Raw genomic sequence first — 21,178 nt, 5'->3', positions numbered from 1 at the left:
GGAACGGCCCCGCTGCAGGGGCCCGCGCCGAGCCCGGTGACCTGCTGGAACGGCCCCGCTGCAGGGGCCCGCGCCGAGCCCGGTGACCTGCTGGAACGGCCCCCCTGCAGGGGCCCGCGCCGAGCCCGGTGACCTGCTGGAACGGCCCCGCTGCAGGGGCCCGCGCCGAGCCTGCGAGGCGTGGGGGGCAGCGGGGTCCTCTTACTCCCACTCGATGGTGCCCGGGGGCTTGCTGGTCACGTCCAGCACGACGCGGTTGACCTCGTGCACCTCGTTGGTGATCCGGGTGGAGATGCGGGCCAGCACGTCGTAGGGCAGCCGGGTCCAGTCGGCGGTCATCGCGTCCTCGCTGGAGACCGGGCGCAGCACGACCGGGTGGCCGTAGGTCCGCCCGTCCCCCTGGACCCCCACAGAGCGGACGTCGGCCAGCAGGACCACCGGGCACTGCCAGATCTCGCGGTCCAGGCCGGCCGCGGTGAGCTCCGCCCGGGCGATCGCGTCCGCGCGGCGCAGCACGTCGAGCCGCTCGGCGGTCACCTCACCCACGATGCGGATCCCCAGCCCGGGACCCGGGAAGGGCTGCCGCCAGACCAGCGACTCGGGCAGGCCCAGCTGCAGGCCGACCGCGCGCACCTCGTCCTTGAAGAGGGTCCGCAGCGGCTCGACGAGGGTGAAGGTGAGGTCCTCGGGCAGCCCGCCGACGTTGTGGTGGCTCTTGATGTTCGCCGTCCCGGTGCCGCCGCCGGACTCGACGACGTCCGGGTAGAGCGTGCCCTGCACGAGGAAGTCGACGCTCTCGCCGTGCGCCTTCGCGTCGGCGACGACGTCGAGCGCGGCCTGCTCGAAGACCCGGATGAACTCGCGGCCGATGATCTTGCGCTTCTCCTCGGGGTCGGCGACCCCGGCCAGCGCGCCGAGGAACTGCTCCCGGGCGTCGACCACCCGCAGGTCGGCGCCGGTGACGGCGACGAAGTCCCGCTCGATCTGCTCGGTCTCCCCCTCGCGCATCAGCCCGTGGTCGACGTAGACGCAGGTCAGCCGGTCACCGATCGCCCGCTGCACGAGCGCCGCGGCGACGGCGGAGTCGACGCCGCCCGACAGCGCGCACAGCGCCCGCCGGTCCCCGACCTGGGCGCGGATCCGCTCGACCTGCTCCTCGACCACGTTGGCCGTCGTCCAGGTCGGCTCCAGGCCGGCGATGTCGAACAGGAAGTGCTCGAGCACCCTCTGCCCGTGCGCGGTGTGCCGGACCTCGGGGTGGAACTGCACGCCGGCCAGCCGGCGGTCGACGTCCTCGAAGGCCGCGACCGGCGCACCGGTGGAGGTGGCGGTGACCGTGAACCCGGGCGGGGCCTGCGACACCGCGTCGCCGTGGCTCATCCACACGTCCTGCTCGACCGGCAGCTCGCCGAACAGCCGGCCGCGCGTGGTCACGGTCAGCGGCGTCCCGCCGTACTCCCGGTCGCCGGTGCGGGCGACCGTGCCGCCCAGCGAGGCGGCCATGGCCTGGAAGCCGTAGCAGATGCCGAACGCCGGGACACCGGACCCGAACAGCGTCGGGTCGACCTGCGGGGCGCCCTCGGCGTACACGCTGGAGGGGCCGCCGGAGAGCACGATCGCCGCGGGCTTGCGCGCGACGATCTCCTCGCCCGGCACGTCGGAGGGCACGATCTCGGAGTAGACCCCCGCCTCCCGGATCCGCCGGGCGATCAGCTGCGCGTACTGGGCGCCGAAGTCGACGACCAGGACGGTGGGGAACTCCATCAGGCCTCCCGGCCCCCGATGACCAGGTCGACCCGCTGGAACTCCTTGAGGTCGCGGTAACCGGTCTTGGCCATCGTGCGGGCCAGGGCGCCGAAGAGGTTCGTGCGGCCGTCGGCGGCCGCCGCCGGGCCGAGCAGCACCTGCTCGAGCGGCCCGGCCGACGGCAGCGGCGCCGAGGTGGAGCCGCGCGGCAGCCGGGGGTGCGCGGCCACCGAGTCCCACCAGATGCCGCCGCCGGGGGCCTCCTCGGCGATCCGCAGCGGCTCGCCGATCTGGACGGCGTCGGCACCGCAGGCCAGCGCCCGGGCGATCGCCCCGCTGGTCTCGATGCGCCCGTTGGCGATGACGTGCACGTAGCGGCCGCCGGTCTCGTCGAGGTAGTCGCGGCGGGCGGCCGCGGCGTCGGCGATGGCGCTGGCCAGCGGCACCCGGATGCCCATGACGGCGTCGCTGGTGCTGAAGCTGTCGGCGCCGACGCCCACGATGACGCCGGCCGCCCCGGTGCGCATGAGGTGCAGCGCGGTCTGGTAGTTCGCCGCCCCGCCCACGATGACCGGCACGTCGAGGTCGGCGATGAACTCCTTGAGGTTGAGCGCATCCCCCTGGGTGGTGACGTGCTCGGCGGAGACGATCGTGCCCTGGATGACCAGCAGGTCGACGCCGGCGGCCAGCACGGTGGGCGCCAGCTGCAGGGTGTGCTGCGGGGAGACCCGGACGGCGGTGGTGACACCGGCGTCGCGCATCTCCTTGACCCGGGCGGTGAGGAGGTCCGCCTTGACCGTCTCGGAGTACACCTCCTGGAGCAGCGCCGTGGGCGGCGCGCCCCCGTCGGCGGCGTCCCGGAGGCGGGCGAAGACGGGCTCGGGGTCGTCGTAGCGGGTCCACAGGCCCTCGGCGTTGAGCACGCCCAGGCCCCCGGCCCGGCCCACGGCCACGGCGGTCGCCGGGCTCACCACGGCGTCCGACGGGCTGGTGACCAGCGGGATCTCGAACCGGAAGGCGTCGATCTGCCAGGCGGTGGAGACGTCGTCGACGTCCCGCGTGCGCCGGGAGGGCACGATCGAGACCTCGTCGAGGTCGTAGCCCCGGCGGGCGAAGCGGTTGAGCCCGATCTCGACGGTGTCGCGCACGTTCATCCCTCAGCGGCCTCGGTAGTTGGGGGCCTCGACGGTCATCTGGATGTCGTGCGGGTGGCTCTCCACCAGGCCCGCCGAGGTGATCCGGGTGAGCCGGCCGCGCTCCTGCAGCTCCGCGACGGTGGCCGCCCCGGCGTAGCCCATGGAGGCGCGCAGCCCGCCCACGAGCTGGTGGGCCACGGTGGCCAGGGCGCCGCGGTAGGGCACCTGCCCCTCGATGCCCTCGGGGACGAGCTTGTCGTCGGAGAGGACGTCGTCGGCGAAGTACCGGTCGCGGCTGAAGGACTGGTTGCCGCGCTTCTGCATGGCGCCGAGCGACCCCATGCCGCGGTAGGTCTTGTACTGCTTGCCGTTCATGAACACCAGCTCGCCGGGCGCCTCCTCGACGCCGGCGAACAGCCCGCCGATCATCACGGTGTCGGCGCCGGCGACCAGGGCCTTGGCGATGTCGCCGGAGTACTGCAGCCCGCCGTCGGCGATGACCGGCACGCCGGCCGGCTTCGCGGCCAGGCTCGCCTCGTGGATCGCCGTCACCTGGGGGACGCCGACCCCCGCCACCACGCGCGTGGTGCAGATCGAGCCCGGGCCGACGCCGACCTTCACCGCGTCGACCCCCGCGTCGACCAGCGCCTGCGCACCGGCCCGCGTGGCGACGTTGCCGCCGACCACCTGCACCCCGCCGTCGCCGCCGAAGTCCGCCCGCACCCGGGCCACCATGTCGAGGACGGCCCGCTGGTGCCCGTGCGCGGTGTCGACGACGAGCACGTCGACCCCCGCGTCGACCAGCAGCCCGGCCCGCTTGTAGGCGTCCTCGCCCACGCCGAGGGCCGCTCCCACGACCAGCCGGCCGTCGGCGTCCTTGGTGGCGTGCGGGTACTGGTCGCGCTTGACGAAGTCCTTGACGGTGATCAGCCCGCGCAGCCGGCCGGCGTCGTCGACGATCGGCAGCTTCTCGATCTTGTTCTTGGCGAGGAGGGCCAGCGCGGTGTCGGCGTCCACGCCCACCGGCGCGGTGATCAGCGGCATCGGCGTCATCACGTCGCGGACCAGCCGGTGCTGGTCGGTCTCGAAGCGCATGTCGCGGTTGGTGCAGATGCCGACCAGCACGCCGTCGGCGTCCACGACCGGCGCCCCGGAGATCCGGTAGCGGGCGGAGAGGGCGTCCACCTCGGCGAGGGTGTTGTCCGGGGAGCAGGTGACCGGGTTGGTCACCATCCCGGCCTCCGAGCGCTTGACCAGGTCCACCTGGCCGGCCTGCTCCTCGGCGGCGAGGTTGCGGTGCAGGACGCCGACGCCGCCGACGCGGGCCATGGCGATGGCCATGCGGGCCTCGGTGACGGTGTCCATCGCGCTGGACAGCAGCGGGACGGCCAGGCGGATGCCACGGGTCAGCCGGCTGCTGGTGTCGACGTCGGCCGGGACGACGTCGGACTCGCCCGGGATGAGCAGCACGTCGTCGTAGGTGAGACCGAGGGGCGCGAACTTCGCCGGCAGCTCGGGTGCTCGGTCGTCGGGCTGCATGGGCGCCACTACCTCCGGATCGGGCCGGCACCCTCGTGGGCGCCCGGGGTTCCGGGTCCGATCGTAGGCGGCGGCTCCGGGCGGGCGGTGCGATGCCCGCCGGGCCACTACCGTGGACACGTGAGTGCGTTCGATGACGGCCCCGACTTCGGGGCCCCCGACCAGCCGGGTCCGCCGCCGCTGACCATGGAGGAGCGGGCCGGCGTCCTCGACGACCTCGCCGAGCTCGAGGTGTTCCGCACGCTGCTGGAACCCACGGGCGTCAAGGGCATCGTCGTGGACTGCCCCGACTGCGACGAGGAGCACCACGTCGACTGGGCCCTCATGCAGGCCAACCTGCGGCAGTTGCTGGAGGAGGGGCAGACCGGCCGGCACGAGCCGCCGTTCGACCCCGACCCCGACGACTACGTCAGCTGGGACTACGCCAGCGGCTACGCCGACGGGGTGGCCGCCCGGGCCGAGCGCGAGGAGCCCGGCTCCAGGCGCACCGGCCGGCACGCCCGCGACGACTGACCAGGGCCCGCCGGGGGGTCACGGCCCGGCGGGCGACAGGGTCGCCACGTCGTCGGCGAACGTCAGCGGGGCGCCGGTGAGCCGCTGGAGCTCGGCGCGGGGCAGGCCGGCGACCACGTCGCGGACGACGAGGCCCGAGGGCCCCACGTCGAGCACCGCGAGGTCGGTGTAGACGCGGTGCACGACCCGGGCCGCGGTGAGCGGGTACGTGCACCGGCGGAGGATCTTGGGGCGGCCGTCGACCGTCGTGTGGGTCATCAGCACGAGCACCCGCTTGGCCCCGACCGCGAGGTCCATGGCCCCGCCCACGGCCGGTGGCATGCGGGCGTCGTCGGTCGCCCAGTTCGCCAGGTCGCCGTCCTCGGAGACCTGGAACGCGCCCAGCACCGTGACGTCGATGTGCCCACCACGCATGATCGTGAAGGAGTCGGTGTGGTGGAAGAACGCCCCGCCGGGGACGAGGGTGACCGGCTGCTTACCGGCGTTGATCAGCTCCGGGTCCTCCAGCCCGGGCGCCGGTGCCGGGCCCATCCCGAGGATCCCGTTCTCGCTGTGGAAGACGATCTCCTTCTCGGCGGACACCACGTCGCCGACCAACGTGGGCAGGCCGATCCCGAGGTTGACGTAGGAGCCGTCCGGGATGTCCCGGGCCACCCGGTTCGCCACCTCCACGGGGGACAACCGGGCGGCGGTCACACCCCCACCTCGACGACCCGGTCCACGAAGACCCCGGGGGTGACGACGCACTCGGGGTCCAGCGCACCGAGCTCCACGAACTCCCGCACCTGGACGACGGTCAGGGCCGCGGCCGTCGCCATCGTCGGCCCGAAGTTGCGGGCCGCGGCGCGGTAGACGAGGTTGCCCCAGCGGTCGGCCCGGAACGCCTTGACCAGCGCCACGTCCCCGGGCAGCGGCTGCTCGAACACGTGCCGGCGTCCTCCGATCACGCGGACCTCCTTGTCCCCTGCGAGCAGCGAGTCCGCCCCGGTCGGGGTGAAGAACCCGCCGAGGCCCGCGCCGGCCGCGCGCATGCGCTCGCTGAGCGTGCCCTGCGGCACGAGCTCCAGCTCGATCTCGCCGGCCGCCCAGAACTGCTCGAACCAGACCGAACCCGCCGAGCGCGGGTACGAGCAGATGATCTTCCGGACACGCCGTTCGCGGATGAGCGCGGCGACGTCGCCCTCACCGCTGCCGGCGTTGTTGGTCACGATGGTCAGGTCCCGGGCGCCCTGCTCGAGGACCGCGTGCACCAGCTCGACGGGGACGCCGGCTGCACCGAACCCGCCGACGAGCACCGTGGAGCCGTCCGCCAGCCCCGCCACCGCCGCGGCCGTCGAGGCGACCCGCTTGTCGATCACCGCCACCCCCTGCGCCGCGCCGGCCCGGTCCCCCGCCGGCCGCCCGGAGAGCGCGGGGACCGCCGGTCAGGCGCGGTCGTCGCGCTCACCCGTGCCCGGCGTGCGCGCGTCCCGGTCCACCGACTCGGCGCCGGGCGTGCCCTCCGGTTCCGCCGTCGCGTCGGCCGCGGCGAGGTCCTCCTCGCCCGGCGTGGCCGGCCGGCTCCGGCGCCGGCGGCGGAGGGCGGTCAGCGTGCTCACGGTGATCACCAGGGCCATGGCGGCGAACAGGACGCCGGACATCGGCCGGGTGAGGAAGATCGAGAACTCGCCGCCCGAGAGGAGCATGGACTGGCGGAACGCCCGTTCCAGGATCGAGCCGAGCACGAAGGCGAGCACCAGCGGGCCGGGCTCGAAGCCGGTCTTCTTCATCAACCAGCCGATGATCCCGAAGACCAGCACGACCCACATGTCGAAGGGGTCGTTGTTGACCGAGAAGACGCCGGCCATGGTCACCAGCAGCGCGAAGGAGGCGAGGATCCCCGAGCGCACCCGCAGCAGCTGGACGAAGAAGCCGACGAGCGGGATGTTCAGCGCCAGGAGCATGGCGTTGCCGATGTACATCGAGGCGATGACGCCCCAGAAGATCTCCGGGTTCTGCGAGATGAGCTGGGGGCCGGGGGTGACGCCCTGGATGAGCAGGGCCCCGAAGATGAGGGCCAGCACGACGTTCGCCGGGATGCCGAGGGTGAGCAGCGGGATGAACGCCGACGTGGACGACGCGTTGTTCGCCGTCTCCGGGCCGGCCACCCCCTCGATGGCCCCCTTGCCGAACCGGGTGGGGTCCTTGGCCCGCCGCTTCTCCGTGGCGTAGGAGGCCAGCGAGGAGATGACGCCACCGCCGCCGGGCAGCACGCCGATGAAGAAGCCGATCACCGACCCGCGGGCGATGGGCCCGGCGGAGGCGCGGAAGTCCTCGCGGGACGGCCAGATGTTCTTGATCTTCCCGACGACGGCCTGGGCCTTCTCCGTCTTCTCGACGTTGTGGAGGATCTCGCCGACGCCGAAGAGGCCCATCGCGACGGCGACGAAGTCCAGTCCGTCGAACAGCGAGATCTGGTCGAAGGTGAAGCGGGTGGTCCCGGTGATCGCGTCCTGGCCGATGGTGGCCAGGAGCAGCCCGAGCGCAGCCATCGACAGGCTCTTCACCGGGTGGCGGGTGCCCAGGTAGGTCACCAGCAGGATGCCCAGCGCGGTGAGCGCGACGTACTCGGGCGGGCCGAACTCGACCGCGAGGTCGGCCAGCGGCGGCGCCAGCAGGGTCAGCCCGATGACGGCGAGCGTGCCGCCGATCCAGGAGCCGACCGCCGCGATGCCCAGCGCCGGTCCGGCTCTGCCCTGCTTGGCCATCTGGTAGCCGTCGAAGGTGGTGACGACCGAGGCCGCCTCGCCGGGGAGCTGCAGCAGCACCGAGGTGATCGTGCCGCCGTACATCGAGCCGTAGTAGATGCCGGCGAGCAGGATGATCGCCGTCGTCGGGTCGATCTCGTAGGTCAGCGGCAGCAGCAGCGCGATCGTCGCGGTGGGGCCGAGGCCGGGCAGCACGCCGATGACCGTGCCGATGAGGACCCCGAGGAAGACGTACAGCAGGTTGGTGGGGTCGAGCGCGACCGAGAACCCCTGGCCGATGCCGTCGAGGATCTCCACGTCAGCCCCGGGCCGGTGCGAAGACGATGCCGTCGGGGAAGGGCACGGCCAGCGCCTCGACGAACAGCAGGTGGAACACCAGGGCGCCGATCACCGCGAGCGGCACGGCCCAGCGCCACGGCTCCCGCGCGAAGATGCGCAGCCAGAACAGCAGCATCAGCATCGCCGAGACCAGGAAGCCGATCGCCTGGAACAGCAGGATGAACGCCCCCAGGCTGACCAGCCCGAGGGCGATCCCCAGCGTGCCGCGGGTCCACGGCTCGTAGTCCGCCGGGTCGTCGATGACCAGCAGCACCACGCCGGTGACGGTGAGCAGGATCGACACCATGAAGGGCCACAGACCCGGGCCGGGGGTGCTCAGCTCCCCCAGGCCCAGGCCGCGGGCGGCCAGCGCAGCGGCCACGCCGATGACGACCAGGAGCAGGGGTCCGAGGCGGTAGAGCTGCTTGGACATCGACTCTCCCCACGAGCGGGTGGACGGGACCGCGGGCGGACCGCTCACTCCTGCAGGATCGGCCCGTAGGCCTCGACGATCTGGTCGATCCGCTCGGAGAAGGCGTCGGTGCCGACGAACTCGTCGGGCACGTACTGCTCCCCGAGCTGCTGCCGGACCTCCTCCTGCCCCAGGCACTCCTCCACCGTGCCCTCGAGCGTGGTGACCACGTCGTCGGGGACGCCCGCCGGCGCGGCCAGGCCGAAGACGGACACGCTGCTGGTCAGCTCGGGGAAGCCGGACTCCGCCAGCGTCGGGGCGTCGATGTAGTCGACCGGCTCCGGCGGGCTGACGGCCAGCGGCGTGAAGCTGCCGGCCTCGATGTTCTCCAGGACGTCCTGCGAGGCGTTGATGAAGACGGCGTCGACGTTGCCGCCGAGCAGGGCCGTGGTCATCTCGGCGTTGCCGGTGAACGGCACCGCGGTGACCTCGACGCCGTACTCCTCGGCCAGCCGCCGGAGCTCCATCGCCTGGGACGTCGTCGTGCCGGGGACGCCGACGTTGAGCGCGCCGGGGTTGGCCTCGGCGTACTCGAAGAAGGCCGCGGCGTCCTCGTACGGGGAGCCCTCCTCCACGGCGAGCACCGACGGGATCTCGGTGACCGCGGCGATCGGGACGTAGTCCTCGTTGGTGTAGCCGACGTCCTCCTGCAGCGGGTTGGTGGCCGTCGCGGGCACCGCGATCAGCGACAGGGTGTACCCGTCGTCGCCCCCGGCCAGCATGGCCTGCATGCCGACCGAGCCCGAGGCGCCCTCCCGGTTCTCCACGACCACGGTCTGCCCCAGCTGCTCCTCCAGGCAGCTGCCGATGGTGCGTGCGGCGAGGTCGGTCGGTCCGCCCGGGGCGTAGGGGACGATGAGGTTGATGCTCTCGGTCGGGTAGTCCGAGGCGCCCCCGCCGGAGCCCGTCGCGTCGTCCCCGTCGTTCCCGCACGCGGCGAGCGTCAGGACGGACACCGCGAGCAGCGCGGGTGCGGCAGTTCGGGTCTGGTGCATCTGTTCCTCCGGGAAGGACGGCGGGGCGGCGCGGCGGGCGTGGGTCAGCCGAGGATGGGCTCGTACACCTCCTGCGTCTCGTCGAGGACCGCGCGGAGGTCCTCGGCGGTGCCGAACTCCTCGGGCACGTAGCGGTCACCGAGCTGCTGGCGGACCTCCTCCTGCTCCAGGCACCCGCGCAGCGTGTCCTCGAGCGTGCCGGCCACCTCGTCGGGCAGGCCGGCCGGGCCGGCCAGCCCGAACGTGGAGCCGGACAGGGTCAGGCCCTCGTAGCCGAGCTCGGTGAAGGTGGGGGTGTCGGGGAGCCAGGACAGCCGCTCCTCCGAGGAGGCGACGAGCGGGACGAAGGACCCCGCGTCGATGTTCTCCACCACGTCCAGCGAGGCGTTGATGAGGACGGCGTCGACGTTGCCGCCGAGCAGGGCGGTGGTCATCTCCGCGTTCCCGTCGAACGGGACGGTGGTGACCTCCGCGCCGTGCTCGTCGGCGAGCCGCTGCAGCTCGATGGCCTGCGGGGTGGAGGCGCCGGGGACGCCGACCGAGACGGCGCCGGGGTCGGCCTCCACCGCGGCGAAGAAGTCCTCGGCCGACGCGTACGGCGAGTCCGCGCCGACCGCGAGGACGGAGGGCACCTCCGCCATGACGCCGATCGGGGTGATGTCGTCCTTGGTGTAGCCGACCTCGTTGGCCAGCGGCGTCAGCACCGTGGTGCCGGCCGTGACCAGCGACAGGGTGTACCCGTCGGGCTCGGCGCCGACCAGCTCGGTGGTGGCCAGCGCACCGGACCCGCCCGGCAGGTTCTCGACCACCACGGTCTGGCCGAGCTCGCTCTCGAGGCAGGCGCCGACCGTGCGGGTGGTCAGGTCCGTCGGGCCGCCGGCGTCGTAGGGCACGAGCAGCCGGATCGACTCGGTCGGGTACGACGCCGCATCACCGCCACCGGCCTGCTCCTCGCCGCAGCCGGCCAGGAGCGCGACGACGGCGAGCCCCACCAGCGCTGCCGCAGTGCGCATCGGTCCCCCAGGACTGCATCCGGCTGTGACGCGGGTCACTAGGATGTAAGCACAGGGCACGGACGACGGCGTCTCGAACGCACAACGATCCAGCGGGGTCGGGTAGCGACCGGATCAGCGCCGCTCGGGCCGGCCGGCCGGTCGCCCTGACGACCGGGAGGACACGGTGAGCGCCCCCTCCCGAGCCGGGAGGGGGCGCTCACCGTGTTCTCGTCCCGCCGCGGGGATCGATGCCCTGGCGGCACCGCTCGGCGCGAGCCGGGGACGGCACGTGGCCGCGGTGCGGCCCGGCGAGCGGGGGCCCGCAGGGTCCCCCGAGGTGGGCACGACCGAGCGGCTCCGCGCGAGCCGGGGACGGCACGTGGCCGCGGTGCGGCCCGACGAGCGGGGGCCCGCAGGGTCCCCCGAGGTGGGCACGACCGAGCGGCTCGGCGCGAGCCGGGGACGGCACGTGGCCGCGGTGCGGCCCGGAGGACCGCCATGTCACTGCATCATGCCCCGGCGGAACCCGGTGGCGACCGCCTCGGCGCGGTCCTTGGCGCCGAGCTTGCGGAACAGCCGGCGGGCGTGGGTCTTGATCGTGTCCTCGGAGAGGTAGAGCTCGCGACCGATCTGCGCGTTGCTCTTCCCCTGGCTCATGCCGGTGAGCACCTGCATCTCCCGCATGGACAGCGCGACCGGGGCGACCTCGCGCACCGTGGAGCGCACCGTCGTGGGGGCGGAGCCGGCCAGCGGGGTGGCGGCGCTCCAGGACGGCGCCCCGTTCGAGGGGCCGACCGAGGCCAGCGGGACCCCGGCGTGCGGGGCACCCGGCACCGGCGGCCGCCCGTCGACGCGCAGCCCCACGCGGGACAGGCCCAGGCCCATCTCCAGCGCGCTGGCGTCCCAGCGCAGGTAGCCGCGGGCGCCCGCGGCGACGGCGGCCCGCACGGTCTCGGCGTCGTCGGGGGCACCGAGCACGAGCACCCGCAGCCGGGGGTGCGCCCGCAGGGCCTGGGTGGCGACCGTCAGGCCGGAGTCGACGGCGCGCTGGGTGCCGATCAGCAGGACGTCGGGCATCCGGGTGGCCAGACGGGCCATGAGCGCGGCGGCGTCCCCGACGACCTCGACCCGGCTGACGAACGGCAGCGCCACCAGGCGGCCGGCGATGTCGTCGCGCACCCGCCGGCGCTCGTCGTAGACCCAGACGGTGGTGGTGCCCTGACCCGGGCCCCGCATCCTGTCGTCGATCACGGTTGCTCCTCGTCCCCCCGGCGACGTCCATGCCCCCGGATCACGGCCGCCCCGCGAGGGGCTCCCCACGGGTACGGCACGACCTGGGATCACCTTGATCGACTGCCCGGGGCGGCGACAGCGCCTCTCACCCAGCGGAGGGAGGGCGGAACCGGGAAAATGCGGGGTCGACGTGTGTTTGACCCGTCGAGGCGAAGGGCACCGGCCCCGTGCGGCCGGTATGTCCCCTCCGGCTGGCACCGAGCCGAGGAGGACCGACATGGCCGACATCCGCCGACTCCCGACACCCGTGGCCGAGGTGTGGGACTGGCAGCTGCACGGGGCCTGCCGTGGCGAGAGCACCGCCCTGTTCTTCCACCCGGACGGTGAGCGCGGCCCGGCCCGGGCCCGGCGCCAGCAGGCCGCCAAGGCCGTGTGCGCCCGCTGCCCCGTCGTCGACGCCTGCCTGAAGCACGCCCTGGCCGTCCGCGAGCCCTACGGCGTCTGGGGCGGCATGAGCGAGGAGGAGCGGGCCCGGCTGATCGCCGCGGAGCCCGCCGCCGTCGCCGCGGGCGTGTGAGCCCGCCCCCCTGATCTCACCGAGGGCCGGTCCAGCACCTGCTGGACCGGCCCTCGGTCGCTCACCCGCCCTCGTGGCGCCGGGCGGCCATGCGCTCGTCGTGCACCCACGTGGCGCCCCGGTCGCGGGAGGTCTCCGCCGACCAGGTGAAGGCGCCGGGGGTGACGCCGGTGAACCGCCAGCGCAGCCGGGGCTCCTCGTCATCGCTGAGCAGGACGACGTCCTCCCCCTGCCGGCGGCCGACGAAGCGCCGGACCCGGCCGTTGACCGGGTCCATCCAGGTCGACAGCCAGCGGCCCCCGGCCGGGTCCCGGAAGCGGACCGTCGTCCCGTGGAAGGCCAGCGGCGGGAGGCCCGCGCCGGGCCGCCCCCGGCCGGGGACGATCCAGACGTCCTGGACGGCACGGCCGCCCAGCACCCAGCCCACGTGCAGTTCCCCCTCGGCCCGGTGCCAGGCGCCGTCGGGGCCCAGGCCGGTCCAGTCGAGGTCCCAGGCCCCCACGAGGCGCCCGAAGTCGTCGAGGTCGACCCCGGGCGCCGGGCCGGGCGCGTGCAGCGCGTCCGCCAGCATGTCGCCACCTCCGTCAGCACCCTGCCATCACGGCAGTGTGCTGTCACACATGGACGACGTCCTCACGGCCTACCGCCTGCTCGTCGCCGACGTCTACGAGCTCGCCGGCACCTCGCGCCGCACGAGCGAGGCGATCGCCGCCGGCGCGGGGCAGACCGCGGCCCGGTGGCACGTGCTCAGCGTGCTGTCCGACGCGCCCCGCACCGCCGCCGGCACCGCGCGCCGGCTCGGCCTGGCGCGGCAGTCGGTCCAGCGGGTGGCCGACGACCTGGTCGCTGCCGGCCTCCTGGCGCGCGCGGCCAACCCGGACCACCGGCCCGCACCGCTGCTGTCGGTCACCGACGAGGGCGCCGGACGCTCGAGGACCTCGTCCGGCGGGGCGACGACCAGCGCGCACGGGTGCTGGCGGCCGCGGGCGCGACCGCGGCCGAGCTGACCGCGTGCCGGGACGTCGTCCGCCGGCTCGTCGCCGCGCTCGTCACCGACACCGGCTGAGCGCCCGAGCCCGGGACGGGGACGGCGACGGGGGCCGGCCCGGCGGACCGGACCGACCCCCGCCATCGACTCGGACCCGGGTCAGCGGCTCGCGCCCGGTGGGCGCGCCCCTGACCCGGGTCCTCGCTCAGTGGGCGTGCCCGTGGCCGTGCGAGTGGCCGTGGGTGTGGTGCCCCGCGTGCTCGTGCTCCTCCTCCGGCGCCTCGACGACGGCGGAGTCGGTGGTGAGCACCATGGAAGCGATCGACACGGCGTTGGACAGCGCCGCCTTGGTGACCTTGACCGGGTCGATGACGCCCTGGGCGGCCAGGTCGCCGTACTCGCCGGTCGCGGCGTTGAAGCCCGAGCCCTTGCCGGCCTCGCGGACCTTGGCGACCACGACACGACCCTCGACGCCGGCGTTCTCGGCGATCCGCACCAGCGGCTCGTCGAGGGCGGTCTTCACGGCGCGGGCGCCGATCAGCTCGTCACCGGTGAGGTCGAGGGCGTCGATCGCGGCGGCCGCGTGCACCAGGGCCGAACCGCCACCGGGGACGACGCCCTCCTCCACCGCGGCGCGGGTGGCGGCGATGGCGTCCTCGATCCGGTGCTTCTTCTCCTTCATCTCGACCTCGGTGGCCGCGCCGACGCGGATGACCCCGATGCCGCCGGCCAGCTTGGCCAGCCGCTCGTGCAGCTTCTCGCGGTCCCAGTCGGAGTCGGTCGCCTCGATCTCGCGGCGGATCTGCGCGACGCGGTCGCCGATGGCCTGCGTCGTCCCGCCGCCGTCGACGATGGTGGTGGCGTCCTTGGTGACGGTCACCCGGCGAGCGGTGCCGAGCACTTCGAGGCCGACGGAGTCGAGCTTGAGGCCGACGTCCTCGCTGACCACCTGACCGCCGGTGACGACGGCGAGGTCGGTCATGAAGGCCTTGCGCCGGTCACCGAAGTACGGCGACTTCACCGCGGCGACCTTGACGGTCTTGCGGATGGAGTTGACGACCAGGGTGGACAGCGCCTCGCCCTCGACGTCCTCGGCGACGATCAGCAGCGGCCGGCTGCCGGTGGACAGCACCTTCTCCAGCAGCGGCAGGAGGTCGGCCAGCGCGCTGATCTTGCCGCTGACCAGGAGGACGAGGGCGTCGTCGAGGACGGCCTCCATCGCCTCGGAGTCGGTGACGAAGTACGGCGAGAGGTAGCCCTTGTCGAACTGGACGCCCTCGGTCACCTCGAGCTCGGTGGAGAGGGTGGTGCTCTCCTCGACGGTGATGACGCCGTCCTTGCCGACCTTCTCCATCGCCTCGCCGATGAGCCGACCGACCTCGGCGTCCTGCGCGGAGATGGTCGCGACCTCGGCGATCGAGCGCTGGTCGTCGACCGGGATGGCGACCGAGTCCAGCTCCGCGGTGATCGCCTCGGCGGCGGCGCGCATGCCCCGGCCGAGGCTCATGGGGTTGGCGCCGGCGGCGACGGTCCGCATGCCCTGGTGGACCAGCGCCTGGGCCAGCACGGTGGCCGTGGTGGTGCCGTCACCGGCGACGTCGTTGGTCTTGGTGGCGACGTTCTTGGCCAGCTGGGCGCCGAGGTTCTCGTACGGGTCCTCGAGCTCGACCTCGCGGGCGATGGTGACGCCGTCGTTGGTGATGGTCGGGGCGCCGAACTTCTTGTCGAGGACGACGTTGCGGCCGCGCGGGCCGAGGGTCACCTTGACCGCGTCGGACAGCTTGCCCACGCCGCGCTCGAGCGCGCGGCGGGCGTCCTCGTTGAACTTGATGATCTTGGCCATGGGGCCCTTCCGATCAAGAGGTGCAGGGGTGAAGACGTCCGCCCCGGGACCCGGTCAGTACGGGTCGCCGGGGCGGACGCGAGGTGCTGGAACGACCCCTGTGAGGGCCGGGATCGGCCCCGTCGCAGGGTGCTGGAACCGGCCCCGTCGCAGGGTGCTGGAACCGGCCCCGTCGCAGGGCCCCGCCGCGAGCTCGCGAGCGGTGGGGGCGACGGGGTCCCCTTACTTCTCGACGACGGCGAGCAGGTCGCGGGCGGAGAGCACCAGGTACTCCTCGCCGGCGTACTTGACCTCGGTGCCGCCGTACTTGGAGTAGATGACGACGTCGCCGACCTTGACGTCGAGCGGGACGCGGTTGCCGTTGTCGTCGACGCGGCCGGGGCCCACGGCCACGACCGTGCCCTCCTGCGGCTTCTCCTTGGCGGTGTCGGGGATGACCAGACCCGAGGCGGTGGTGGTCTCGGCCTCGTTGGCCTGGACCACGACGCGGTCCTCCAGCGGCTTGATGGTGACCTTGGTAGCGGTCGTCACGTCGGTGACGCCCCCTTCTGGCTCGGACGGCTGGGTAGGTGGAGCTGATGCTGTGGCACGAAGGCCGGGCCTGCCGTCGCGGGGGTCAGGCACCTGCCCGTGTCGGTTGGCACTCTACCCAGGAGAGTGCCAGCCACTCAACCGGGCCCCCCGACCCGGGGGAGCACCGGCCGTGCGCCACGCTGGCGGCGTGCCCGACGACCTCACCAGGCTGCGCGCGCTGCGCACCCCCGCCGGGCAACGGGCCACCGCCCGGGCCGCCGACCTCCTCGCCGGGGGCGCCGAGGTGCTGGCCGGCCTGACCCGGCTGCGCGCCGAGGTGGGTGCCGAGCTGGCCGGGCCGGCGTGGGAGCTCGCCCGGCTGCGGGCCCGCGCCCGGCCGGTGTTCGGCGCGGACGCCGACGTCCTGCTGCTGACCGCCGACACCCTCGAGCAGGCCGGCCGGCCGGCGCTGGCCGCCCGCCGGGCCGCGCGGCTGCGCGTGGCCGGCTCGGACGCCGCCGACCTCGGGTGCGCCTCGGGCACCGACGCGATCGCCCTCGCCCGGGCCGGCGCGGCGGTGGTGGCGGTGGACCGGGACCCCGTCGCCCGGGAGCTGACCGCCGCGAACGCCGCGGCCCTCGGCCTGGCCGACCGCGTCACCGTGGTGGATGCCGACGTCGTCGACCTGGTCGCCGCCGCCGAGGGCGGGACGGTCGCCGGCTGCCGCGCCGCCGTGCTGGACCCGGCCCGGCGCGCCGGCGGCCGGCGCCGGCTCGACCCCGACCGCTGGTCGCCGCCCTGGCCGACGGTGGCCGCGCTGCTCGACGGGGTGCCGCGGGCGGTGGTGAAGGTCGCGCCCGGCCTGGACCACGCGCGGGTGCCCGAGGGCGTCGAGGCGGAGTGGGTGTCGGCCGGCGGCACGGTCGTGGAGGCGCTGCTGTGGGGGCGCGGGGTGTCGACGGCCTGGCGCCGGGCGTCCCTGGTGCACGGGGACGCGGTGCTGGAACTGACCGCGGACGAGGACCCCGGCTCCGCACCCACCGGGCCCGTGGGCACGTGGCTGCACGAGCCCGACCCGGCGGTGATCCGCTCCGGGCTGGTCGCGCTCGTCGCCGCCGACCTCGGCGCGACGCTGGTCGACCCGACGATCGCCTACCTCACCTCCGACGCGCCCGCCGCCTCCCCGTGGGTGGCCTCCTACCGGGTCGACGCGGTGCTGCCGTTCCACCTCAAGCGGCTGCGGGCGCTGCTGCGGGCCCGCGGCGTCGGCCGGGTCGTCGTGAAGAAGCGCGGCTCGGCGATCGAGCCCGAGCAGCTCGCCCGGCAGCTGCGCGGGCCGGGCGACGGCTCGGCGACCGTCGTGGTCACCCGGGTCGCCGGCCGGCCCACCGCCCTCGTCTGCGGAGTGGATCCGTCGAGGTGACACCGACGGATCCACTCCCGTCAGCGGGTGACGACGTCGATCGGCAGCGAGCTGTCGGCGCCGACGTCCGGCGCGGACGGCGCCACCCCCGCCGCGACCAGCCGCGAGCCCAGGGCCGCCACCATCGCACCGTTGTCGGTGCACAGCCGGGGGCTGGGCACCCGCAGCACGATGCCGGCCGCGGCGCACCGCTGCTCGGCCAGCGCCCGCAGCCGGGAGTTGGCCGCCACCCCGCCGCCGAGCACCAGGTGGTCCACGCCGTGGTCCCGGCAGGCCCGCACCGCCTTGGCCGTCAGCACGTCGGCGACCGCCTCCTGGAAGGACGCCGCGACGTCGGCCACCGGCACCGGCTCGCCGGCCCGCTGCCGGGCCTCGACCCAGCGGGCGACGGCGGTCTTCAGGCCCGAGAAGGAGAAGTCGTAGGGGGCGTCGCGGGGGCCGGTGAGCCCGCGCGGGAAGTCGATCGCCGCCGGGTCGCCCTCGCGCGCGGCCCGGTCGATCGGCGGGCCGCCCGGGAACGGCAGGCCGAGCACGCGGGCGACCTTGTCGAAGGCCTCCCCCGCCGCGTCGTCGATCGTGCGGCCGAGCGAGCGCACCTCCTGGGAGAGGTCGGGCACCAGCAGCAGCGAGCTGTGCCCGCCGGAGACCAGCAGCGCCAGCGACGGCTCCGCGAGCCGGCCGTGCTGCAGCTCGTCGACCGCGACGTGCGCGGCCAGGTGGTTGACGCCGTACAGCGGCTTGTCGAGGGCCAGCGCGTACGCCTTGGCGGCGGCCAGCCCGACCAGCAGCGCGCCGGTCAGCCCGGGCCCGGCCGTCACCGCGACCGCGTCGACGTCAGCGGCCCGGACGCCGGCCTCGGCCAGCGCCCGGTGCACCGTCGGCACCATCGCCTCCAGGTGCGCCCGCGAGGCGATCTCCGGCACCACCCCGCCGAAGCGCTCGTGCTCGGCCACCGACGTGGCCAGCGCGTCGGACAGCAGCGTGTGCCCGCGCACCAGCCCCACGCCGGTCTCGTCGCACGAGGTCTCGAATCCCAGCACCAGCGGTTCGTCGGTCACGCCCCTGCCCGCTCCCTGTCCCCGGTCGCTCCCGCGGAGCTCTCCGCTCCTCGCTCGTCCCTCGCTGCGATGCTCACGCCCCTGCCCGCTCCCTGTCCCCGGTCGCTCCCGCGGAGCGCTCCGCTCCTCGCTCGTCCCTCGCTGCGATGCTCACGCCCCTGCCCGCTCCCTCTTCATCACGACGGCGTCCGTGCCGCTCGGCTGGTAGTAGCGCGGGCGCCGGCCGACCTCGACGAACCCCCGCCTCCGGTAGAGCGCCTGCGCCGTCCCGTTGTCGGCGCGCACCTCCAGCAGCACGACCGGGCTGCGCCGGTCGGCCTCGACCAGCAGCGCGTCGAGCAGCCGCGCGCCGATGCCCTCGCCCTGGCGGCCGGTCGTCACCCCGATGGTGGCCACGTGCGCCTCGTCGTCGTAGGCGATCAAGCCGGCGTAGCCCACGACCCGGTCGCCGTCCTCGGCCACCAGGTAGTGGCGCGTGTCGGTGCGGGAGAGCTCGTCCCGGTACATCGCCCGCGTCCAGGTGTCGGGGGCGAACAGCTCCTCCTCCAGCGCGAGGACGGCGTCGAGGTCGGCCAGCCGCATCGGCCGCAGCCGGGTGCTCACGCCGACGTCACCGGCTTGTAGGAGGCGGGCGGGACGGCGTCCGGCCGGCGCAGGTAGAGCGGCACCAGCGGGCCGGCGGACGACGGGTCGGCCAGCTGCGGGCCGGCGGCGCGCAGCAGCCCGGCGGTGGTCACGTCGGCCGGGGTGACGTCGACGCCCAGCCGGTCGGCGAAGCGCGGGTCCCCCACCACCGGACGGGGGACGGTGAGCTCCTCGGGCCGCGCGACCCCCGGCCCGTCGAGCCGCCCGCCGTCGCCGCCGTAGACGGCCCAGTAGACCTCCTTGCGGCGGGCGTCGGTGACCACGGCGCGGGCGCCGGCGCCCACGGCGTCCAGCGAGCAGACGCCGACGACCGGCAGCCCGCGCGCGTCGCCGATCGCCGCGGCGGTGACGACCCCGACCCGCAGCCCGGTGAACGGCCCCGGCCCCAGGCCGGTGACGACCGCCCCGAGGTCGGCGACGCGGAGCCCGGCCTCGGCGAGCACCCCGGTGACGGCGCCGGTGAGCAGCTCGGCGTGCCGGGTGCCCGACGGCAGGGCGTGCTCGGCGAGGACGTCGGCCCGCCCGTCGGCCCAGCGGGCGACCCCTGCGACCAGGGTCGGGGTGGCGGTGTCGAGGGCGAGGACGAGCACGACCGACCAGGGTAGTGCGGGGACGCCGGGCGCCCACGGGTACGGCGGTGATGCCGTGATGCGGTATCATCAGGCCGTGCGGACGACGCTCGACCTGGACGACGACGTGCTCGCCGCCGCCCGCGAACTGGCCGCGAGCGAGCGCCGCTCGATCGGCTCGGTCGTCTCGGAGCTCGCCCGCCGCGGGCTGACCCCGGCCCGGGTGGAGAGCGACGGCGCGCTCCCGGTCATCCGCGTCCCGAGCGGCACCCCGCCCATCACGCCGTCGATGGTCGCCCGGGCCCTCGACGAGGCCTGACCGCAGGTGGCCCTGCTCGACGTCAACGCCCTCGTGGCCCTGGCGTGGGACTCGCACGTGCACCACGCCGCGATCCGGACGTGGTTCTCGGTCGCCGGCCGGACCGGGTGGGCCACCTGCCCGGTCACCGAGAGCGGGTTCGTCCGCGTCTCCTCCAACCGGGCGGTCCTGCCCAGCCCGATCGGTGCCGCCGCCGCACGGGAGGTCCTCGCCCGCCTGCGCCGCATCGGCGCTCACCGGTTCCTCGTGGACGACGTCTCGATGGTCGACCCGGACGTCCCCGCCACCGCAGGGCACCGCCAGGTGACCGATGCGCACCTGCTGGCGCTGGCCCGCCGGCGCGGGGTCCGGGTGGTCACCTTCGACGCGGGGCTCGCCGCCCTGGCCGGCCACCGGGACGTCGAGCTGCTCACGGCCCTGGGACCGGGCGGCGCCTGACGCGGGGTCAGACGCCGGCCAGGCGCCGCTCCCACCCGGGGCCGTGCGGGACGAGCAGCGCGGTCCGGACGTCGTCCTCCCGGCGGTCCAGCCGCACCTCCAGGTGCTCGTCGGCGAGCTGCTCGACCAGTCCCCGGCCCCACTCGACGACGGTCACCGACTCCTCCGCGGACGCGTCGAGGTCGAGGTCGTCGACGTCGGCCGCCCCGCCGAGCCGGTAGGCGTCCACGTGCACCAGCGGCAGCCGGCCGCCCCGGTGCACCCGGGCGATGACGAAGGTCGGCGAGGTCACCGGCTCCCCCACGCCCAGCGCGGCACCGAGGCCCTGGGTGAGGGCGGTCTTGCCCGCGCCGAGCGGCCCGGCCAGCACGACCAGGTCGCCGGCCCGCACCAGCTCGGCCAGCGCGGCGCCCAGGGCCCGGGTGTCCTCCACCGTGGGCAGCAGGTGCTCCCGCCTCACCGCAGGGTCCCGGCCACGGCCCTCAGGTCCTCGAGCAGCCCGGCCCGCGGCGCGCCGTTCGGGCCGAACCGGATCGCCGCCGACGGGTGGTAGGTGGCCCAGACGGCCCGCCCGTCCACGTCGTGCGCGCGGCCGCGCGCGGCGGCCAGCACCGTGCGCGGCCCGAGGAACCACTTGGCCGCCGAGAGGCCGAGCGCCACGACCGCCGGGGGGTCGAGCAGCTCCAGCTGGCGGTGCAGCCACCCGCTGCACCGGGTCACCTCGGGCGCCTTCGGGGTGCGGTTGCCCGGCGGCCGGCACTTCACCACGTTGAGCACCGCGGCCTGCGCGCGGTCCAGCCCGGCCTCGGCGAGCAGCTGGTCCAGCAGGGCTCCCGACCGGCCGACGAACGGCCGGCCGGTCTCGTCCTCGGTCGCACCGGGTGCCTCGCCGACCAGGGCGAGCCGGGGCCGGCCCGACGCGGGGACGTCCCCGACGACGACGTGCTGCCGGGCCCCGGCGAGCTCGGGGCAGGCCAGGCAGCCGCGCGCCGCCCCGGCCAGCGCGGCCCAGTCCGGCGCCGCCCGTGCGGTGGCCGCCACCTCCTCGGCGGCGGCGTCGAGCCGGGGCGGTCGGGGTGCGGCCACGCAGGCACCCTAACGGCGGGCACCG

Annotated in this window: 24 protein-coding genes; 6 read left to right on the top strand and 18 right to left on the bottom strand. The window is 75.0% G+C overall.

Going from position 1 to position 21,178, the window contains the following annotated elements; all coding sequences use genetic code 11:
• Nucleotides 1-201 precede the first annotated feature (201 nt).
• Genes guaA through guaB form a run of 3 tightly spaced genes read right to left on the bottom strand, consistent with a single transcriptional unit; the run spans nucleotide 202 to nucleotide 4,421 of the window.
• Nucleotides 202-1,764 carry a glutamine-hydrolyzing GMP synthase gene (gene guaA, locus D0Z06_RS01980; protein ID WP_117375678.1) on the bottom strand — a complete coding sequence of 521 codons (1,563 nt, stop codon included), beginning with the start codon at nucleotides 1,762-1,764 and terminating at the stop codon, nucleotides 202-204.
• Nucleotides 1,764-2,900 (bottom strand): GuaB3 family IMP dehydrogenase-related protein, encoded by a 1,137-nt coding sequence (locus D0Z06_RS01975; RefSeq protein WP_199522059.1) that lies wholly within the window; start codon nucleotides 2,898-2,900, stop codon nucleotides 1,764-1,766. Before D0Z06_RS01975 ends, guaA begins: the two co-directional genes overlap by 1 nt.
• 3 nt (nucleotides 2,901-2,903) lie before the next feature.
• Nucleotides 2,904-4,421 (bottom strand): IMP dehydrogenase, encoded by a 1,518-nt coding sequence (guaB, locus tag D0Z06_RS01970; RefSeq protein WP_117375677.1) that lies wholly within the window; start codon nucleotides 4,419-4,421, stop codon nucleotides 2,904-2,906.
• A gap of 120 nt (nucleotides 4,422-4,541) precedes the next feature.
• On the opposite strand from guaB, the gene D0Z06_RS01965 reads away from it, so the two are divergent.
• Nucleotides 4,542-4,934, top strand: coding sequence for a DUF5319 family protein (locus tag D0Z06_RS01965; RefSeq protein ID WP_117375676.1), 393 nt, complete (start codon nucleotides 4,542-4,544; stop codon nucleotides 4,932-4,934).
• Between the two features lie 18 nt (nucleotides 4,935-4,952).
• Here D0Z06_RS01965 and D0Z06_RS01960 read toward each other — a convergent pair whose 3' ends face one another.
• From D0Z06_RS01960 to D0Z06_RS01930, 7 genes are all read right to left on the bottom strand, one after another.
• Complete coding sequence (locus D0Z06_RS01960; RefSeq protein ID WP_117375675.1) at nucleotides 4,953-5,630, bottom strand: 3-oxoacid CoA-transferase subunit B; 678 nt, start codon at nucleotides 5,628-5,630, stop codon at nucleotides 4,953-4,955.
• The gene (locus D0Z06_RS01955) at nucleotides 5,627-6,292 is read right to left on the bottom strand and encodes a 3-oxoacid CoA-transferase subunit A (RefSeq protein WP_117375779.1); all 666 of its coding nucleotides are present in this window, start codon (nucleotides 6,290-6,292) and stop codon (nucleotides 5,627-5,629) included. Before D0Z06_RS01955 ends, D0Z06_RS01960 begins: the two co-directional genes overlap by 4 nt.
• A gap of 66 nt (nucleotides 6,293-6,358) precedes the next feature.
• The gene (locus D0Z06_RS01950; protein WP_117375674.1) at nucleotides 6,359-7,978 is read right to left on the bottom strand and encodes a tripartite tricarboxylate transporter permease; all 1,620 of its coding nucleotides are present in this window, start codon (nucleotides 7,976-7,978) and stop codon (nucleotides 6,359-6,361) included.
• Between the two features lies 1 nt (nucleotide 7,979).
• The gene (locus D0Z06_RS01945; RefSeq protein WP_117375673.1) at nucleotides 7,980-8,432 is read right to left on the bottom strand and encodes a tripartite tricarboxylate transporter TctB family protein; all 453 of its coding nucleotides are present in this window, start codon (nucleotides 8,430-8,432) and stop codon (nucleotides 7,980-7,982) included.
• Between the two features lie 44 nt (nucleotides 8,433-8,476).
• Complete coding sequence (locus D0Z06_RS01940; RefSeq protein ID WP_117375672.1) at nucleotides 8,477-9,466, bottom strand: Bug family tripartite tricarboxylate transporter substrate binding protein; 990 nt, start codon at nucleotides 9,464-9,466, stop codon at nucleotides 8,477-8,479.
• A 44-nt stretch (nucleotides 9,467-9,510) separates the two neighbouring features.
• Nucleotides 9,511-10,479, bottom strand: coding sequence for a tripartite tricarboxylate transporter substrate binding protein (locus tag D0Z06_RS01935; RefSeq protein ID WP_117375671.1), 969 nt, complete (start codon nucleotides 10,477-10,479; stop codon nucleotides 9,511-9,513).
• A gap of 483 nt (nucleotides 10,480-10,962) precedes the next feature.
• Nucleotides 10,963-11,712, bottom strand: a complete 750-nt coding sequence (locus D0Z06_RS01930) for a helix-turn-helix transcriptional regulator (RefSeq protein ID WP_117375670.1) — start codon at nucleotides 11,710-11,712, stop codon at nucleotides 10,963-10,965.
• A 259-nt stretch (nucleotides 11,713-11,971) separates the two neighbouring features.
• Between D0Z06_RS01930 and D0Z06_RS01925 the strand changes: the two genes are divergently transcribed.
• Complete coding sequence (locus D0Z06_RS01925; protein WP_117375669.1) at nucleotides 11,972-12,271, top strand: WhiB family transcriptional regulator; 300 nt, start codon at nucleotides 11,972-11,974, stop codon at nucleotides 12,269-12,271.
• A 61-nt stretch (nucleotides 12,272-12,332) separates the two neighbouring features.
• On the opposite strand, the gene D0Z06_RS01920 is transcribed toward D0Z06_RS01925, so the two are convergent.
• A complete protein-coding gene (locus D0Z06_RS01920; RefSeq protein ID WP_117375668.1) occupies nucleotides 12,333-12,842 on the bottom strand; it encodes a hypothetical protein in 510 nt (169 codons plus the stop codon).
• Between the two features lie 49 nt (nucleotides 12,843-12,891).
• Between D0Z06_RS01920 and D0Z06_RS01915 the strand changes: the two genes are divergently transcribed.
• On the top strand, nucleotides 12,892-13,278 hold the full coding sequence (locus D0Z06_RS01915) for a MarR family winged helix-turn-helix transcriptional regulator (RefSeq protein WP_199522058.1): 387 nt from the start codon (nucleotides 12,892-12,894) through the stop codon (nucleotides 13,276-13,278).
• A 186-nt stretch (nucleotides 13,279-13,464) separates the two neighbouring features.
• On the opposite strand, the gene groL is transcribed toward D0Z06_RS01915, so the two are convergent.
• On the bottom strand, nucleotides 13,465-15,102 hold the full coding sequence (gene groL / locus D0Z06_RS01910) for a chaperonin GroEL (protein ID WP_117375667.1): 1,638 nt from the start codon (nucleotides 15,100-15,102) through the stop codon (nucleotides 13,465-13,467).
• A gap of 222 nt (nucleotides 15,103-15,324) precedes the next feature.
• Nucleotides 15,325-15,633 (bottom strand): co-chaperone GroES, encoded by a 309-nt coding sequence (gene groES / locus D0Z06_RS01905; protein ID WP_097205740.1) that lies wholly within the window; start codon nucleotides 15,631-15,633, stop codon nucleotides 15,325-15,327.
• Between the two features lie 190 nt (nucleotides 15,634-15,823).
• Here groES and D0Z06_RS01900 point away from each other — a divergent pair, with 190 nt between their 5' ends.
• Nucleotides 15,824-17,038 carry a THUMP-like domain-containing protein gene (locus D0Z06_RS01900; protein ID WP_117375666.1) on the top strand — a complete coding sequence of 405 codons (1,215 nt, stop codon included), beginning with the start codon at nucleotides 15,824-15,826 and terminating at the stop codon, nucleotides 17,036-17,038.
• Nucleotides 17,039-17,058: 20 nt separating this feature from the next.
• Here the strand turns inward: D0Z06_RS01900 and tsaD are convergent, their stop codons facing one another.
• From tsaD to tsaB, 3 genes are all read right to left on the bottom strand, one after another.
• The gene (gene tsaD, locus D0Z06_RS01895) at nucleotides 17,059-18,096 is read right to left on the bottom strand and encodes a tRNA (adenosine(37)-N6)-threonylcarbamoyltransferase complex transferase subunit TsaD (protein WP_117375665.1); all 1,038 of its coding nucleotides are present in this window, start codon (nucleotides 18,094-18,096) and stop codon (nucleotides 17,059-17,061) included.
• A gap of 150 nt (nucleotides 18,097-18,246) precedes the next feature.
• Nucleotides 18,247-18,699: a ribosomal protein S18-alanine N-acetyltransferase gene (rimI, locus tag D0Z06_RS01890; protein WP_117375664.1), complete on the bottom strand. Its 453-nt coding sequence runs from the start codon at nucleotides 18,697-18,699 to the stop codon at nucleotides 18,247-18,249.
• Nucleotides 18,696-19,331 (bottom strand): tRNA (adenosine(37)-N6)-threonylcarbamoyltransferase complex dimerization subunit type 1 TsaB, encoded by a 636-nt coding sequence (gene tsaB / locus D0Z06_RS01885; protein WP_117375663.1) that lies wholly within the window; start codon nucleotides 19,329-19,331, stop codon nucleotides 18,696-18,698. Before tsaB ends, rimI begins: the two co-directional genes overlap by 4 nt.
• Before the next feature lie 76 nt (nucleotides 19,332-19,407).
• Between tsaB and D0Z06_RS01880 the strand changes: the two genes are divergently transcribed.
• Together D0Z06_RS01880 and D0Z06_RS01875 are read left to right on the top strand one after the other, a co-directional pair.
• Entirely contained in the window at nucleotides 19,408-19,629 is a 222-nt protein-coding gene (locus tag D0Z06_RS01880; protein WP_117375662.1) for an antitoxin, read from the top strand.
• A gap of 6 nt (nucleotides 19,630-19,635) precedes the next feature.
• Nucleotides 19,636-20,067: a TA system VapC family ribonuclease toxin gene (locus D0Z06_RS01875; protein ID WP_117375661.1), complete on the top strand. Its 432-nt coding sequence runs from the start codon at nucleotides 19,636-19,638 to the stop codon at nucleotides 20,065-20,067.
• Nucleotides 20,068-20,074: 7 nt separating this feature from the next.
• Here D0Z06_RS01875 and tsaE read toward each other — a convergent pair whose 3' ends face one another.
• Nucleotides 20,075-20,527 carry a tRNA (adenosine(37)-N6)-threonylcarbamoyltransferase complex ATPase subunit type 1 TsaE gene (gene tsaE, locus D0Z06_RS01870; RefSeq protein ID WP_117375660.1) on the bottom strand — a complete coding sequence of 151 codons (453 nt, stop codon included), beginning with the start codon at nucleotides 20,525-20,527 and terminating at the stop codon, nucleotides 20,075-20,077.
• Nucleotides 20,524-21,153 carry a uracil-DNA glycosylase gene (locus D0Z06_RS01865; protein ID WP_117375659.1) on the bottom strand — a complete coding sequence of 210 codons (630 nt, stop codon included), beginning with the start codon at nucleotides 21,151-21,153 and terminating at the stop codon, nucleotides 20,524-20,526. The genes tsaE and D0Z06_RS01865 overlap by 4 nt, the downstream gene beginning before the upstream one ends.
• Nucleotides 21,154-21,178 lie beyond the last annotated feature (25 nt).

Origin of the sequence: Geodermatophilus marinus, from assembly GCF_003428645.1 — a bacterium.
Lineage (GTDB): Bacteria > Actinomycetota > Actinomycetes > Mycobacteriales > Geodermatophilaceae > Geodermatophilus.
The sequence above is the reverse complement of the archived record's forward strand: the minus strand, read 5'-3'. Positions and strand labels throughout refer to the sequence as shown.